The organism is Dokdonella sp. (genome assembly GCF_019634775.1).
Classification (GTDB): Bacteria; Pseudomonadota; Gammaproteobacteria; order Xanthomonadales; family Rhodanobacteraceae; genus Dokdonella.
Map to the genome: position 1 here is coordinate 541148 of NZ_JAHCAS010000001.1, position 16194 is coordinate 557341.

A 16194-nucleotide genomic window follows, 5' to 3' on the forward strand; every position below is an offset into this window, starting at 1 on the left:
GATGGCAATGCCGGATCGCAACACGCTGCTCATCGTCGCACTGGCCATCGTCGGCGCGCTCGGCGGTCTCGGCCTGAGCCTGTGGCTGCGGCCGCCGTCGGCGCCCTTGCCCGTGGCGACCACGACGATGCAGGCGCGCACGCTCGCCATCGGCGACCTGCGCGAGGATGTCGCGCTGCCCGACCGCGAAGGCCGCACACGGCACCTGTCGGAATGGGATGGCCGGCTCGTGCTGCTGAACTTCTGGGCGAGCTGGTGCGGCCCCTGCCGCGAGGAAATGCCGTTGCTCGATCAGATGCAGGCGCGGCATGCGGACAAGGGGCTCACCGTGATCGGCATCGCCGCCGAGGAGGCCGAACCGGCGCTCGCCTTCCTGCAATCGCATCCGGTCGACTATCAGATCTTGATCGACGCGCCGGCCGGAACGGCCGATGTCTCGCTGCGCTTCGGCAACACGCGCAGCGTGCTGCCGTACAACGTGCTGATCGGCCGCGACGGCCGCATCCTCGCCAGCCGCGTCGGCAACTTCGACGAGGCGGGCCTCGAACGCTGGCTGGCGCCGCATCTGTGATCAGGTGGGCCGGGCCGCCACGTGCCGGCGTCGATCCGGTTGCCGCGGGCTGCGGCACACGGTTCCCGTTTCCGGATCGGCGGGCGCATGACCGTCGTCGTGGACGATGACTCGGGATGCCCTGATCAACCCCACAGACGCCATTGTGGGATTGATCGGAGCATCCCAGGGACGCCTCCTCAAACCATGTTTCCCCGCGCAACCATGGCAACGATCATGTTGATCAGATAGAGCACGTCATCGCGCTCACGCGGATCGATGGCGACGACCGGCAGGTCGAGACCGCACTGCGCGAGATGACGCACATGGTCTTCCGGCGAAGTTGCCGCGGCAGCATCCTGGCGATTCAGGGCGACGATTGCAGGCACCGCGCCGATCAGTTCCGCGCTCCAGGTCAGATGCCTTTCGAGCGTGGCCAGCGAATCCGGTCGTGTGCTGTCGATGAGGATGACCAGGCCCATCACGCCTTCGCCGAGCAGGGGTCGAAGGGCATCGAAGTTCTCATCACCCGCTATGCCATAGAGATGCAGCACATCGCCATCGTCCAGGGTGAGCTCGCCGACATCGAGGACCACGCTGATGTTGCCCAATGCCGGGATCAACAACGCTCCGGCATCGACCGGCCGATCGTCGCTGACCGCGCGGATCGCAGTCGTCTTGCCGACGCCGGCGGCGCCGATGAAGACCAGCTTGTGGGTGTTCACCGCGCCCCCGACAATTCACGCAGGCGCGCGCGCAGATGCTGCATGAACGATGGTGACGGGATCGTCGCCGGTTCCGGCGCACCGGACCGCTGTGATGGACGCAGTTCCAGTCGTGCCTGTCGCGCCTGCAACAGCCGGTAGATGCCCTGGCGCAGCTGCGCTTCGTCGAGACCCTCGATGGCCGCCGCCTCGAGCACGGCCGGCAGACGCGCACCGCGATGCAGGCAGGCGAACACGCCGATCCAACGCAAGTGGTCGGGCAGGCGCGCGAGATTCGGCCACAGCTCCAGTTTTAGGAAGGCATCCGGATGCACGAGCTTGACCGCGACGCTGCGCTGGAAGTCCGCGTCGGCACCGTTCAGCCAGGCGATTTCCTCGCGCCGCAGGATCGTGCGCGCGTTCGCATGCAGGGTTTCGGCGATCTGCAGGCTGAGCGGTTCGTGTCGCTGCACCGGCGCATTCCTGGCGAGGGCGTGGGCAACGACGGAGTAGGACTGGTCGAAGGCGATGCCGGTCCTGCCGGGGATCATCACGCAATATCCCCATTCGCCGTGGCAGCGCAGCGGACCGAGTGCCGAATCGTCCAGTGCCGTGATCAGCCCGTCCTGCGCCTTCGCGGCGGCATCGGCATCCGCTTGGCGCTTGCGCGGCACGATCAGGTCCCGCGGATCGGGAGTCGTCGGTGGCGTCGGCTGGTCGTTCATCGGCACTGGCGCTGGAGGAAGGAAGACGGCCCGTCACGTGAATGCCGTCGAATGCGCATGCGGCTCTGCAAGAGCCCTGCCAACCACGGCACGAAGCCGGAGCAGTCAAGATGTTTGACAGTTGGCGACGATGTGAAGCGCGCCTGGGCGGCATGCGCGCCGGATATTCCTCCTGGCCGGCGCGGAGGGCGTCCGGATCCATCCTGAACAGGATGCGTCGCGACATCTTCATGGCGGGCGGATTGCTGCGCCCCGGCCGCGTCCAGTGTCAGCTTCGGACACTCACGGGATGCCCGTCACACCGACAGGCGCGCCGCCACGAGATCGAGTTCGCCATCGAGTTTCTGCAGCACGGTGTCGTCGATCGCGGCATTCCTGCGCAGTTGGCGGTAGGTGCTGCGTTCGGCCTCCAGGCCGACCAGGCGCAGCTTGCGTTCGATCTCGCGCGCGTGGCGGGCCTGCCTTGGGCCGGACTGCCCCGGCGTCGCGTGCACGCGGCGGCGATAGTCCTCCATCACGCGCGCGGCGATGTCCGCATAGAGCGACGCATCGGTGCGCTCGCTTGCCAGTTCGTGGAGCTTGTCCTCGATAGCGCGGATGGCGGCGACGGCGGCGGCTACGCGTGCCTCGCCTTCGAGGTGGTCGTGATCGTCCTCGGGCAGTTCCAGGCCACGCAGCACCTGCGGCAGGGCGAAGCTCGCGGCCAGCAGTGACATCAGGATCACGCCCGCGGCGAGGAAGATGGCCAGATCTCGCGCGGGGAAGGGGCTGCCGTCGTTCATCGCCAGCGGCAGGGTCATCACGCCGGCGAGCGTAAGCGCACCACGCACGCCGGCCAGCGACATCGCCGCGACCGCGCGCCAGGCCACCGGCGGATGCGCCTCGCCACGCCTGCGCGCCCGGTACACGGTGATGCGCAACGATACCCACACCCAGGCGAAGCGCATCGACGCCAGCGCCGCATTGATCACCAGCACGTACACCAGCAGCCACCACGGGTTGTCATGCCCGGTGTCGGCCACCGTGTTGATCGAACGATCGAGCAGGGCCGGAAGCTGTTCCCCCAGCAGGACGAAGATCGTGCCGTTGAGGATGAACTGCACCGTGTCCCAGAACGCGCGGCGCTGCACGCGCGTGGTCGCCATCAACGTGCCTGACTCGAAAAAGGTCATGCTGATGCCGGCCGCGACTGCGGCGAGGATGCCCGACGCATGGAAGTGCTCGGCGGCGAGATACGAAGCAAAAGGGATCAGCACGCTGATCAGGATGCTCGAACCCGGATCTTCACCAAAGCGACGTACCGCGAAGCTCTTGACCCGTGTCACCACCCAGGCCACCGCGACACCGATCCCAAGGCCACCAAGCGCCACCCAGCTGAAGCTGACCAACGCATCGGCAAGCGAGAACGCACCGGTCAGCGCGGCGGCCACGGCAAAGCGCATGCAGACCAGGCCTGAAGCGTCGTTGAGCAGCGACTCACCTTCCAGGATGTGCATCATCCGCTTCGGAATCGGCACACGCTGCGCGATCGCCGACACCGCGATCGGATCGGTGGGCGAAAGGATCGCCGCGAGCGCGAACGACACCGCATACGGCATGGCCGGAATCAGCCAGTGGATGAACAGGCCGACACCAAGCACGGTCATCACCACCAGGCCGAGCGCCAGCTCCAGCACCATGCCCTTGTCGCGGAACAGTTCGTCCTTGGGGATGCGCCAGCCGTCGAGGAACAGCAGCGGCGGCAGGAACAGCAGGAAGAACAGATGTGGATCCAGTTCCACGCTTTCACCGGTGACCTGCACCAGGGCGAACCCGAGTGCGATCTGCACCAGTGGCAACGGCAGCCGCGTGGCGCGCGCGAGCAGGCCGCTGACGGTGACGGCCAGCAGCATGACCAGAACGATGGTGATGGTGTGCATCGCGCGTGCCTCCGTGGCGGGATCGGCCTGCGGGTGGTCCGAAGCGCGAAGGATACCGAAGGCGTGTGAGAGCCGGGATTCGGTGGAGCCGGGATTGGGGATTGGGGATTCGGCAGAGTGGAAAAGCAGCGGCGCGCGATACCCTGCTTTGCCGAATCCCGAATCCCGAATCCCGAATCCCCAATCCCGGCTCCCATGGTTGCTGCCAGCCCCCAAGCGAGCGAGGATTGGCCGGTGAATGAAGTAAGCCAATTGCTGGCCGCAGCCAACGACGGTGACCGCGAGGCGGGCGACCGCGCATTCGCGCTGGTGTACGCCGACCTCAAGCGTCTGGCGCGGCGCCAGGCGATGTCCGGCGGGGCCGGGCACGGCGCCACCTCGCTGGTGCATGAAGCCTGGTTGCGCATGAACCAGGCCGACGCCCTGCGCGGCAACGACCGCGACCACTTCTATGCCCTGTCGGCGCGCGTCATGCGGCAACTGGCCGTCGATCGCGCGCGCCACGTGACCGCGGCCAAGCGCGGCGGCGGGGAGGTCGAGGACGACATCGACATGCTGGCCGATCATGTCGGCGCGCTCGGCCAGGCCGAGCGTCTGCTCGAACTCGACCAGGCCCTGCAGCGCCTCGCAGCGATCGATCCGCAGTTGGTGCGACTGGTCGAGATGCGTTTCTTCGCCGGGCTGGAACTGGAAGAGATCGAATCGCTGACCGGCCGTTCGGCGCGCAGCCTGCGGCGCGACTGGCGGCGCGCGCGCGCCGTGCTGAACATGGCACCCGATGGCGGAGCCGACGCGGATGGATGAGGCGCGCTGGCAGGCGCTCTCGCAGCATCTGGCCGAATTGTTCGAGATGGACCCGGCGCGGCACGCCGCCTATCTGGCACGCATCGCCGCCGACGACACCACAATGGCCACGGATCTGGCGCGCCTGCTCGAAGCCGAGGCGCGCGAGGGCCTGATCGACGAAGGCATGGCCGGCGCGGCACCGGCGATCCTCAGTGAACTGACCGGCGGTTCCGCCGCTGCCGCCACATCGGGCCACGAGCGCCGCGTCGGCCCGTACCGGCTCGTCGAATGCGTCGGTCGCGGCGGCATGGGCGAAATCTGGCGAGGCGAGCGTGACGGCGATTTCACCCAGATCGTGGCGGTGAAGCTGATCCGCCCGCTACTCGACAGCCCACACCTGCGCGAGCGTTTCGCGCGCGAGCGTCGCATCCTGGCGCGCCTGGAACACCCAGGCATCGCGCGCCTGTTCGACGGCGGCGTCACCGATGACGGCATCCCGTGGTACGCGATGGAGTTCGTGCGCGGGCAGGACATCGTGCAGCATGTGCAGCACAAACAACCCGGCCTGCGCGAGCGCGTCGAACTGATGCTGCAGGTCTGCGACGCGGTCGCCTACGCGCAGGCGCAGCTTGTCGTGCATCGTGACATCAAGCCATCCAACCTGATGATGGACGAAGCCGGCCGCGTGCGTGTGCTTGACTTCGGCATCGCCCACCTGCTCGATGACAGTCTCGAAGCTCGCCTCACCGGCACCAGCATGCGGCTCTACTCGCCGAGCTACGCCGCGCCCGAACAGATCCGCGGCCAGCGCGTCGGTACCGCCACCGACGTGTTTTCGCTCGGCGCAGTGCTGTACGAACTCATCACCGGCCAGCCGCCGTACCCCGCGCGCAGCGCCGCGCCCGATCGCCTGCTCGCCACGCTCGACGAGGAAACCGCGCCGCGTCCGAGCCGCGCGCTGCGCGCATCGACCGGCACCTCGTCGATCAGCCTGCGCGGACTCGACGCGGACCTCGACACCATCGTCGCCACCGCGCTGCAACCCGAAGCCGCGCGCCGCTACGTCGGCGCGGCGCAACTGGCTGACGATCTTCGCCGCTGGCTCGACGGCCACCCGATCGCCGCGCGCCCGGATACCACCGGCTACCGCGTCGCGCGCTTCGTCGCGCGCCATCGCGTGGCCGTCGCCAGCGCCGCCGCCATACTGCTGGCCCTCATGGTCGGCCTCGGCGTGGCCCTGTGGCAGACCCGGATCGCACGCGAACAGGCCGAGCGCAGCGAGCAGACCTTCAGCTTCGTCATGTCCCTCATCAACCAGATGACCCCAGCCCGCACCGGCACCGACATGACCGTCAACGCCCTGCTGCACGAAGGCCTCAAGCGCATCGACGAGGAGTTGCCCGACGCGCCGGACATCCGCGCCTTCCTGCGTGGCGATTTCGCCAAGGCGCTCTCCGGCCTCGGCGAATACGAGGCCGCGCTGCCGCACCAGGAGCGTGCGGTGCGCGAGATCGACACCCTGCCGGCCAGTGCGCGACGCGACGACTCCATGGCTGCCACCCTGGTCAACCTCGCCCTCACCTATCGCCAACTGGCGAGGCTGGAGGATGCCGAAACCGCCGCACGACGCGCCCTGGCCCTGCTCGAACGGCTGCCCGGCGACGACCACCGCCTCCACGCCATCCGCGCGCGCAGCATCCTCGCCAACATCGCCACCCGGCGCAACCGCACCGACGAGGCCATCGCCCTGCACGAGCGCGTTCTCGCCGACCGCAGCACCTTGCCGAACGTGGGGCCGGCCGATCTGGCCGTGGACTACAACAACCTTGCCGCCGCCCATCTCACTGCGGATCGCCATGTGGATGCGGAACGCCGCTATCGCGAACTGGATGCGCTGCTGCTGTCGGATCCGTCCACCCCGCCTTCGCGCCGTGTCTACGCACTGACCGGGCTGGCCTGGGCACTGTACGGGCAGGCACGCCACGACGAGGCCATCGAATTGATCGACGTCGCGCAGGAACTGGGGGCGCGCACGCTCAACCGCGAACACCCGGTGGTCGTCAACGGTAACGTGCTGCGTGCCCGCATCGCCCTCGCGCAGGGCGCCGACAACGAGGCCGACGCGTTGTTCGCTGCCGCCATTCCGAAGCTCTCGCCGCTGTATCGCGGCGCGGCAGAGCTGTACTGGGGCATGGGCTTGATGCGGCAAGGCCGCGAAGCCGACGCACTGGCGCAGCTCGATGCCGCCGTCAAGCATCTCACCGACGACAGTGCGCAAGCCCTGCTGGCGAACACCGCGCATGCCGCGCTGCGTTCGCGCACGGAACCGCAGGCGCTCGACGAAGCGCGGCAAAGCCTCGCCCGCTTCGTCGACAGCGCGCAGACGCAGATCGACGAGTATCCGCGCGCCATGCTGCTGCTGGCCGATGCCCTCGCCCACCACGGCGGCCACGCCGAAGCACAGGCCCTGCGCCGCGAAGCCGCCGACGCCTTCGCGCGCATCTTCGGCCCGGAGCATCCCGATACGCGGGCTGCGATGGCAATGCCCTGATCCATTCGATCGCGACTAAAGTCGCTCCCACAGAGGATGTTGATTTTGTGGGAGCGACTGACCAGCCGTTCGGTTGTTGAAAACCAGTCGCGATGCTTCTGGCCACCGATCGAAATGCCTTGGCCGCTGATTCGCGCTTTTTTTTCGTCAGGTGAATCGACCGCCCTTTTTCCCGGGCGTTCAAGGAGCCGCCATGCCTGCCGCGTCCCCGGTCATGGCCTGGCGGGAACCACCGGCGCGTCGAACCGCAGCTCGAAGGGTGGGGACATCTGCAGATCCTCCGCGTCACCGGCGTACTTCACATCGCCGGCGATGCGCCCCTTGCGCACCTTGACCGTCGATTTCACGCTGCGCTGGAAACAGTAGCCACAGCCATTTCCGGAGTAGCCCTCCCACGAGCCGTCCTTGGCGAACATCAGAAAAGCCACACGGAATCCCGGCACGCCGGTTTGCCTGATCGCCTTCGTGCGATCGGGCGCGGCATCGATCGCGGCGGCATCCAGCGGTGCGTTGGCGATCGCCACGCGGATTCCCGGATTATTGAAAATGCCTACACCATCCTCCCAGGCATAGGCCCCGACGACATCGAAGGCGCCGCCCGCCGCAGCGAACTTCCCCTCCGCTTTGGCACCGGCCTTCACCGGCACCTTGCCGGCGTTGGCACCGATGCCAACGAAAACCGCAACAGCGATGGCCACTCCCGCGCAGCCAAGCATCCCCAACGCCGGGCCCATCAGCCTCTTCGACATCGTGTGCTCCCCGTTCCGGTCATGTCCGGTATCCCGTCAAAGCGGAAAAAGCCGGCGCCGGCGGCCAACACCCATTGCGGGCCTTGGCTGCTGACTCCGGCTTTTTCCGTTGAGATGGATGTTGCGCAACGCCGCCGACCCGGAGATCGACACGCATGCCCTTCCGTTCACACCGCACCTTGGCCGCGTGCCTGCTGGCAGCGCTGCTGGCCATGACCGGCGGCTGCGCCTCGCTCGGCGGCTACGACACTCCGGTCGTCGACGCGTACGGCTTCTTCGACGGCCGCAAGGTCATCGACGCCGTCGCCGTGCGCGACGGCGAAGGGCTGATCCTGATCTTCGCGCGCCTGCGCTTCGATCGCCGCCAATGGCAGGACGATGCCCTGCTCACGCCCGAGGATCTCGGCCTGTTCCTGCGCAACGACGACGACTACGCACCGCGCCTCGAACTGCGTCTGGACGCGTCCGGTCGCCTGCTCGGACATCGCCTGCGCTACGGCAACCACTCGGCCGACTGGCACGACGCGAGCGCGCGCGCCGACGCGCTGCGCATCACCGTCCACGACGCCGACCGCCTTGCCGGTCATCTCGATCTGGTGACTCCCCGGCACGAAGCGCACATCGACTTCGACCTGCCGCTGCTGGCCTTCGGCCCGCTGCCGCGATCCGGCACGCCCCTGCCGGCCGATGGCGGCGAACCGGGCCGCTTCCTGCTGGAAAAATCCCGCGCCGCATGGGGCGGCGACCTCGACCGCGTGCTCGCCCTGATGACACCACGCGAACGCAGCGCGGCGCTCGGCAGCCACGACGACGAGGGCCTGCGCGGTGACCTCGGCATGAGCGGTTCGTCGTTCTTCATGCTCAAGCAGCGCATGGCGATCCCGTACGTGGAACGCGTCGCCGGCGGCGTGCAGGATGGGGACACCGCCTGGGTGGACTTCATCGGATCGGACGGCATCATCGGTCACCACGACATCACCGGAACCGTGGTGCTGGTACGCGACCGCGGCGGCTACTGGCGGGTGGACCGGGTCATCACGGCGGACGAAATCGAGCGCGAGCTGGACGTGCTCGAGTATGGAGAGAGCCCACGATGACCGTGACACGCCAGCGTGGGCACCTGCTCACGGCCGCCGCGTCTTGCCGCTAGCGGCAGGCCTTCGGCAACGCCCGGTGCTGCGCGAGAACATCCACGCCTGCATGAAGATGCCCTGATCGAGGCCACCAGCGCAGCCGCCGGGGATGCCCGGGAGCATCCCTGCTGGACACAACTTCGCCGAACGTCGCCGAACTGGACATGTCGGGCGCGTTCCACGACACTTGCGGCCGCGTTTGAACCGGCCCTTCGGCCGGCGCGGCGGAGTCGTCTTGGCCTCGATCCTCGTCCTCCATGGACCGAACCTCAACCTGCTCGGCATGCGCGAGCCGGAGGTCTATGGCACGACCACGCTGGCCGCCATCGACGCCGATCTCGCCGCACGTGCGCAGGCGGCCGGACATGCGCTGAACGTGTTCCAGTCGAATGCCGAGCATGCCCTGATCGAACGCGTCCATGCCGCCAGGGCCGATGGCACCGCGTTCATCCTGATCAATGCGGGCGCCTTCACGCATACCAGCATCGCCCTGCGCGATGCCCTGGCGGCGGTGGCGATTCCTTTCATCGAGGTGCATCTGTCGAACGTGTACGCGCGCGAACCGTTCCGCCACCACAGCTACCTCAGCGACATCGCCGTCGGCGTGGTCTGCGGGCTCGGGCCGATCGGCTACGGGCTGGCCCTGGCGGCGGCGATCCAGCGCCTGGAACGCACGAGCTGATTCCCCGAGCACCGCCCGCATGCCGGCGGCCGTCCCCATTCACGAGCAAGAGGCCCACCATGGACCTGCGCAAGATCAAGAAACTCATCGACCTGCTCGAGGAGTCCAACCTCGCCGAACTCGAGATCAAGGAAGGCGAGGAGATCGTCCGCCTGTCGCGTTTCCCGAAGGGCATGGCACCAAGCTTCGCGCCACAGGTACCGGTCGCGCACGTGCAGGTCGAAGCGCCGCGCGCCACCGAACGCGCACCCGACAGTGGCGCTGCGGCAGCGACCGCAGCCGCTGACGCCGAACAAGGCCATACCGTGCGCTCGCCGATGGTCGGCACCTTCTATGCCTCGCCGAACCCTGAAGCGCCGCCGTTCGTGAAGGTCGGCCAGTCGGTCAAGGTCGGCGACACCCTCGGCATCATCGAGGCGATGAAGATGTTCAACCAGATCGAGGCCGACGTCTCCGGCACCGTCCTCGCGGTGCTTGCGCAGACCGGGCATCCCGTCGAGTTCGACGAACCGTTGTTCGTGATTGGCTGAATAGCCGGGATTGGGGATTCGGAGTTCGGCTCGTGAAGGGTGATTCGTGATGTTTGATTCGGCAAAGCGGCCACGCGAACGACTGGACGTCCGGCAGGACGCCATGTCGCTCGTCGAGGCCGTCTGTCGCTTGACGACACGATTCCCGGACAACGGAAGGTTCGGCCTCGTCAGCGAGATGCGGCGCGCCGCGATCAGCATCCCGTCCAACATCTCGGAAGGTGCCGCAGGACGATCCACATCGGAATATCTGCGCTGCCCCTCAATGGCTCTCGGCTCGCTCGCGGAGCTCGATACACAGATCCAGATCACCAACCGCCTCGAACTGTCGACGCCATCGACGGAACTCGGGGATCTGCTGCAACGGACTTTCGCTCGGCTGAATGCATTGATCCTCGCGATCGAGAAGCGGCGCAACGATGCGCGCTCTACCGAATTCCCAATCCCGAATCCCCAATCCCGGCCCTCCCATGCTCGATAAGGTTGTCATCGCCAACCGTGGCGAAATCGCCCTGCGCATCCTGCGCGCCTGCCACGTGCTCGGCATCAAGACGGTGGCCGTGCATTCGACGGTCGATCGCAACCTCAAGCACGTCGGCATGGCCGACGAGTCGGTGTGCATCGGCCCGGCTCCGGCGGCGGAGAGCTATCTCAACGTGCCGGCGATCATCGCTGCCGCGGAAGTGACCGATGCGCAGGCAATCCACCCGGGCTACGGCTTCCTCAGCGAGAACGCCGACTTTGCCGAGCGTGTCGAGCAGTCGGGCTTCGTCTTCATCGGCCCGCGTGCCGACACGATCCGCATGATGGGCGACAAGGTCGAGGCGATCCGCGCCATGAAGGCGGCCGGCGTGCCCTGCGTGCCGGGTTCAGGCGGACCGCTCGGCGACGACGGCGCCGACAACGCACGCATCGCCCGCGACATCGGCTATCCGGTCATCATCAAGGCGGCTGGCGGCGGCGGCGGCCGCGGCATGCGCGTGGTGCACACCGAGGCTCACCTGGCCAACGCGATCGCGATGACCAAGAGCGAGGCCAAGGCCGCGTTCGGCAACGGCGAGGTCTACATGGAGAAGTTCCTCGAGAACCCGCGCCATGTCGAGATCCAGGTGCTGGCCGACGGCCAGGGCAATGCGATCCACCTCGGCGAGCGCGACTGTTCCATGCAGCGCCGCCACCAGAAGGTCGTCGAGGAAGCGCCGGCACCGGGCATCAGCGACGAACTGCGCGCCGAGATCGGCAGAGTCTGCGTCGAGGCCTGCCTGCGCATCGGCTATCGCGGCGCCGGCACCTTCGAGTTCCTGTTCGAGGAAGGGCGCTTCTACTTCATCGAGATGAACACACGCATCCAGGTCGAGCATCCGGTCACCGAGATGATCACCGGCATCGACCTCGTGCGCGAACAGCTGCTGATCGCTGCCGGCGAGAAGCTGTCGATCCGCCAGGAGGATGTACGCCTGACCGGCCATGCGATCGAGTGCCGCATCAATGCGGAAGACCCCGATACGTTCATGCCGAGCCCCGGCACGGTGAAACGATTCCTCGCCGCCGGCGGGCCAGGGGTGCGCACCGACACGCACATCTATGATGGCTACCGCATCCCGCCGAACTACGATTCGATGATCGGCAAGCTGATCGTGCACGGCCGCGACCGCGCCACTGCCGTCGCGCGCATGCGCAACGCGCTGGCCGAGGTCGTCATCGAGGGTGTGAAGACGAACCTGCCGCTGCAGCAGCGCATCATGGCCGATGGCGGCTTCCAGACTGGCGGCATGAACATCCACTACCTCGAGAAGCGCATGGCCGAGGCGCGCGAGAAGGCGATCGGCCTCGGCTGATCGTTGCGCTGCCATGTTCGAACTCTGCTTGAACCTGCGCATCGACCAGCAGGCGGCCGTCGAGGCCGCGCTGGACGACGTCGGCGCACTGTCGATCACCCTGCTCGACGCCGACGCAGATACCAGCAACGAGCAGGCCATCCTCGAGCCGGCGGTCGGCGAGACGCCGCTGTGGCCGATGATCGCGCTGGTCGCGCTGTTCGAGGCCGACGTCGATCGCGCCGGTCTCGTGCACGTGCTCGGCGAACTCGTGCCCGACATCACGCCGGAGCAGATCGGCTTCCGCGAGGTCGAGGAACAGGACTGGACGCGCGCGTGGATGGATCGCTTCCAGCCGATGCGTTTCGGCGAACGCGTGTGGATCTACCCGTGGAACATCGAGCCGCCGTCCGATGGCGACGCGGTCGTCGTGCGCCTCGATCCGGGTCTCGCCTTCGGCACCGGCACGCACCCGACCACGGCCCTGTGCCTCGAATGGCTGGATGGCGCCGACCTGGCCGGTCGCGACGTGATCGACTACGGCTGCGGCTCGGGCGTGCTGGCGATCGCCGCAGCCCTGCTCGGTGCGCGCCGTGTCGTCGCGGTCGACAATGATCCGCAAGCGCTTTCGGCCACGCTCGACAACGCGGCACGCAACGGCGTCGACGCACGCATCGCCGTGGCCGCACCCGGCGACGAGGACACCGCGCCGGCCGACGTGCTGGTCGCCAACATCCTCGCCGGCCCGCTGCACGAGCTCGCCGGCCTGTTCGCCGCGCGCGTGAAACCCGGTGGCGGGCTCGCCCTGTCCGGCATCCTCGTCGGCCAGGACGCGGAACTGTGCACGCGCTACGCCGAATGGTTCGATGATCTCGTGGTGACGCAGCGCGAGGACTGGGTGCGCATCACCGCCCGGCGATCGGCGCGCTGAGCCCCGCACCTCACCGGCAGGAGCCTCTTCAGGGGCGATGCTTTTCGAAGCGCCCGCCAAAAGCCGCGCCCGCAAACGGGCTCCTACGGCTAGAATTTGTGCATGTTCGCGCAATGCCCCGAGTGCCTGACCATCTTCCGCATCACCACGGCCGATCTCGCCGCGGCGCGCGGCAGCATGCGTTGCGGCCACTGCAATGCACTGTTCGATGCCCTGGCAACCTTGACCGCGCAGCTGCCGCCCGAGCCGATCGGCGAACTCGCGCGAAACCGCGAGCATGAATCGCCGCCGCAGCTCAGCCATCCGGTGTTCCGGCCGACGCCGCCAGGCCAGGGCTCGCTGTTTGTCGATGCGGATGACCGCCCGCGCCGCAGCCATGGCAGCATGGCACCCGAGTTCGCGCGGCGTACGTCACGCACGCATGGAGCAAGGCGCAACGGTCGCTGGATCGCCGGCAGCGCCCTGCTCGCCGTCGTCCTCGCCGGCCAGATCGCCTGGGCCGAGCGGGCGCACTGGATCGATGATGCACGCTTCCGGCCATGGCTCGATACGGTCTGCGACACGCTCGGCTGCACCCTGCCGCTGCGCCGCGACGACGCTCTGCTCGAACTGGCCTCACGCGACATCCGCCCGCACCCATCGGTGCCTGGCGCACTGATCGTGTCGGCCACGCTGCACAACGCGGCCGACTTCGCCCAACCATTCCCACCAGTGCAGGTCACCCTGTCCGACTTCGACGAGAAACGCATCGCCATGCGGCGTTTCCTGCCGCGCGACTACCTCGCCGACGAGGCGGGCCTGCGCAAGGGGCTCGCTCCCGGCGCGAACGCCGCGATCGTGTTCGAAGTGGTCGATCCGGGGCGCAACGCGGTGGCGTTCGAGTTCAGCTTTGAATAGCAGGGAATGCGGCATGGTTGGGAGCAGGAGCGAAGAGCCGAGCCGTTTTGACCATTCCCTGCTCCCCATTCTCCATTCCCATCTTCTCCCCCCGCGCCGGCCGGAGTAGACTCGTTTCCCCCTCGCGTGGGCCGGGCTTGTACAACGGTCTGCGTCGAAGCCTCCAGCCATCGGGATCCCGACAGCCGTGAATGCCGTTGCCCCTCTGCGTGTCGACGCCGCGCAGGATTCGTCATTGCAACCCGCGCTGCGCGAATGTGTCGCGCGCGCCGTGCGCCGCTACCTTGCCGATGTCGATTCGCAGCCGGGCGAAGGCCTGCACGCATTGGTCCTCGCCGAAGTCGAGTGCCCGCTGCTGCGTGAAGTCATGGCCTGGTACGGCGGCAACCAGAGCAAGGCCGCGGCGGCGCTCGGCATCAATCGTGCAACCCTGCGCAGGAAGCTGCAGCACTACGGCCTCACCTGAATCCTGCGCACGCGCGTGCGGCGCGGGCGCGTCGCACCGACCCCCACCCGCCCCAAGACCAGCCCGAGAATCCGGAGAGCTCGATGTTCGACGCCTCGCTCGTCCACCCGCGCCGCGCCCTGCTGAGCGTCTCCGACAAGACCGGCCTCACCGACTTCGCGCGCGGTCTCGACGCACTCGGTATCCGGCTCGTCTCGACCGGCGGCACCGCAACTGCGCTGCGTGACGCGAAACTCCAGGTCACCGAGGTCAGCGCCCTGACCGGCTTCCCGGAGATCATGGACGGCCGCGTCAAAACCCTGCATCCGCTCGTGCACGGCGGCCTGCTCGGCCGACGCGGCGTCGACGAAGCCGTGATGGCCGAGCACGGCATCCGCCCGATCGACCTGCTGGTGGTCAACCTGTATCCGTTCGAGCGGGTCACCGCGCAGCCCGATTGCGGACTCGCCGAGGCCATCGAGAACATCGACGTCGGCGGTCCGGCGATGCTGCGCGCGGCGGCGAAGAACCACGAGCACGTCGCCGTCGTCGTCGATCCGGCCGACTACGCCGAAGTGCTCGAGGCGCTGGCCCATGGCGGCACCACCATCGAACTGCGCCGGCGCCTCGCCGCCAAGGCCTTCGCCCATACCGCCGCCTACGACGGGCGCATCGCCAACTGGCTCGGCGCGCGCATCGACGGCGACACCAGCGAGGCCTTCGCGCCGACCCTGCACATGAGCTTCGAGCGCAAGCAGGTCCTGCGCTACGGCGAAAACCCGCACCAGGGCGCTGCGCTGTACGTGCAGCGCGAGATACCGGCCGGTACGGTCGCCGGCGCACAGGTACTGGCCGGCAAGGAACTCTCGTACAACAACCTCGCCGACGCCGATGCCGCACTCGAGTGCGTGAAGGCGTTCCAGCGCACGCCGGCCTGCGTCATCGTCAAGCACGCCAATCCCTGCGGCGTCGCCCTCGCCTCGAGCATCAGCGAGGCCTATGAGCACGCCTACGCCTGCGATCCGGTCTCGGCCTTCGGCGGCATCATCGCCTTCAACCACCGCCTCGATGCCGACACCGCCACGCGCATCCTCGAACGCCAGTTCGTCGAGGTGGTGATTGCGCCGGAGGTCGACGAAGGCGCGCTCGCCGCGTTCATGAGGAAGCCGAACGTGCGCCTGCTCGCCAGCGGCAACTGGCCTGAACACGCACCGCCGTATGCCGATTTCAAGCGCATCGCCGGCGGCCTGCTCGTGCAGGACGTCGATCGCGACACCCTGCTGCTCACCGACCTCAAGGTCGTCTCGCGCCGCGTGCCCGAGCCCGACGAACTGCGTGACCTGCTGTTCGCCTGGCATGTCGCCATGTTCGTCAAGTCGAATGCGATCGTCTACGCACGCGGCGGCCGCACCATCGGCATCGGCGCCGGACAGATGAGTCGCGTGATCAGCGCGCGCATCGCCGCGATGAAAGCCGAGGAAGCCGGCCTCGACGTACCGGGCAGCGTGATGGCCTCCGACGCCTTCTTTCCGTTCCGCGACGGCATCGACACCGCCGCCGCCGCCGGCATCCGTGCCGTGATCCAACCCGGCGGCTCGATGCGCGACAGCGAAGTCATCGCCGCCGCCGACGAGCACGACATGGCGATGGTGTTTACCGGCGTGAGGCATTTCCGTCATTGAGGGCGGCAATGGCGGCGGAGCCGGGAATGCGGAACAGGGAATGGAGCATGGTTGAAGCCGCCCTGTTCTTCGCTCCCTGCTCCTGACCAATCC

At 67.8% G+C, this 16194-nt stretch carries 16 protein-coding genes; 12 read left to right on the forward strand and 4 right to left on the reverse strand.

Translation table 11 applies throughout. The features are described from left to right. The first annotated feature begins 7 nt into the window (after window positions 1-7). A complete protein-coding gene (locus tag KF907_RS02310; protein WP_291217760.1) occupies window positions 8-571 on the forward strand; it encodes a TlpA disulfide reductase family protein in 564 nt (187 codons plus the stop codon). A gap of 179 nt (window positions 572-750) precedes the next feature. Here KF907_RS02310 and KF907_RS02315 read toward each other — a convergent pair whose 3' ends face one another. The 3 genes from KF907_RS02315 to KF907_RS02325 form a co-directional block, all read right to left on the reverse strand. Further along, a complete protein-coding gene (locus KF907_RS02315) occupies window positions 751-1275 on the reverse strand; it encodes a GTP-binding protein (protein WP_291217762.1) in 525 nt (174 codons plus the stop codon). After that, the gene (locus tag KF907_RS02320) at window positions 1272-1979 is read right to left on the reverse strand and encodes a hypothetical protein (protein WP_291217765.1); all 708 of its coding nucleotides are present in this window, start codon (window positions 1977-1979) and stop codon (window positions 1272-1274) included. The genes KF907_RS02315 and KF907_RS02320 overlap by 4 nt, the downstream gene beginning before the upstream one ends. Before the next feature lie 296 nt (window positions 1980-2275). Further along, the gene (locus KF907_RS02325; protein WP_291217766.1) at window positions 2276-3898 is read right to left on the reverse strand and encodes a Na+/H+ antiporter; all 1623 of its coding nucleotides are present in this window, start codon (window positions 3896-3898) and stop codon (window positions 2276-2278) included. A gap of 234 nt (window positions 3899-4132) precedes the next feature. On the opposite strand from KF907_RS02325, the gene KF907_RS02330 reads away from it, so the two are divergent. Together KF907_RS02330 and KF907_RS02335 are read left to right on the forward strand one after the other, a co-directional pair. Continuing rightward, window positions 4133-4702, forward strand: coding sequence for an ECF-type sigma factor (locus KF907_RS02330; protein WP_291217769.1), 570 nt, complete (start codon window positions 4133-4135; stop codon window positions 4700-4702). Continuing rightward, window positions 4695-7235, forward strand: coding sequence for a serine/threonine-protein kinase (locus KF907_RS02335; protein WP_291217771.1), 2541 nt, complete (start codon window positions 4695-4697; stop codon window positions 7233-7235). The genes KF907_RS02330 and KF907_RS02335 overlap by 8 nt, the downstream gene beginning before the upstream one ends. A 212-nt stretch (window positions 7236-7447) precedes the next feature. On the opposite strand, the gene KF907_RS02340 is transcribed toward KF907_RS02335, so the two are convergent. Further along, a complete protein-coding gene (locus KF907_RS02340; RefSeq protein WP_291217773.1) occupies window positions 7448-7969 on the reverse strand; it encodes a hypothetical protein in 522 nt (173 codons plus the stop codon). Window positions 7970-8139: 170 nt separating this feature from the next. Here KF907_RS02340 and KF907_RS02345 point away from each other — a divergent pair, with 170 nt between their 5' ends. From KF907_RS02345 to purH, 9 genes are all read left to right on the forward strand, one after another. Then, window positions 8140-9081: a hypothetical protein gene (locus tag KF907_RS02345; RefSeq protein WP_291217775.1), complete on the forward strand. Its 942-nt coding sequence runs from the start codon at window positions 8140-8142 to the stop codon at window positions 9079-9081. A gap of 271 nt (window positions 9082-9352) precedes the next feature. Beyond that, window positions 9353-9799: a type II 3-dehydroquinate dehydratase gene (gene aroQ, locus KF907_RS02350; RefSeq protein WP_291217776.1), complete on the forward strand. Its 447-nt coding sequence runs from the start codon at window positions 9353-9355 to the stop codon at window positions 9797-9799. A gap of 59 nt (window positions 9800-9858) precedes the next feature. Next, entirely contained in the window at window positions 9859-10329 is a 471-nt protein-coding gene (gene accB, locus KF907_RS02355; protein ID WP_291217778.1) for an acetyl-CoA carboxylase biotin carboxyl carrier protein, read from the forward strand. A gap of 46 nt (window positions 10330-10375) precedes the next feature. Then, on the forward strand, window positions 10376-10810 hold the full coding sequence (locus KF907_RS02360) for a four helix bundle protein (RefSeq protein ID WP_472843818.1): 435 nt from the start codon (window positions 10376-10378) through the stop codon (window positions 10808-10810). After that, window positions 10800-12167, forward strand: coding sequence for an acetyl-CoA carboxylase biotin carboxylase subunit (gene accC / locus KF907_RS02365; RefSeq protein WP_291217782.1), 1368 nt, complete (start codon window positions 10800-10802; stop codon window positions 12165-12167). The genes KF907_RS02360 and accC overlap by 11 nt, the downstream gene beginning before the upstream one ends. Window positions 12168-12180: 13 nt before the next feature. Continuing rightward, the gene (gene prmA, locus KF907_RS02370; protein WP_291217785.1) at window positions 12181-13077 is read left to right on the forward strand and encodes a 50S ribosomal protein L11 methyltransferase; all 897 of its coding nucleotides are present in this window, start codon (window positions 12181-12183) and stop codon (window positions 13075-13077) included. A 102-nt stretch (window positions 13078-13179) separates the two neighbouring features. Beyond that, a complete protein-coding gene (locus KF907_RS02375; protein WP_291217787.1) occupies window positions 13180-13974 on the forward strand; it encodes a zinc-ribbon and DUF3426 domain-containing protein in 795 nt (264 codons plus the stop codon). A 187-nt stretch (window positions 13975-14161) separates the two neighbouring features. After that, window positions 14162-14440: a helix-turn-helix domain-containing protein gene (locus KF907_RS02380; protein WP_291217789.1), complete on the forward strand. Its 279-nt coding sequence runs from the start codon at window positions 14162-14164 to the stop codon at window positions 14438-14440. A gap of 83 nt (window positions 14441-14523) precedes the next feature. Next, on the forward strand, window positions 14524-16101 hold the full coding sequence (purH, locus tag KF907_RS02385; protein WP_291217792.1) for a bifunctional phosphoribosylaminoimidazolecarboxamide formyltransferase/IMP cyclohydrolase: 1578 nt from the start codon (window positions 14524-14526) through the stop codon (window positions 16099-16101). Window positions 16102-16194: the final 93 nt, after the last annotated feature.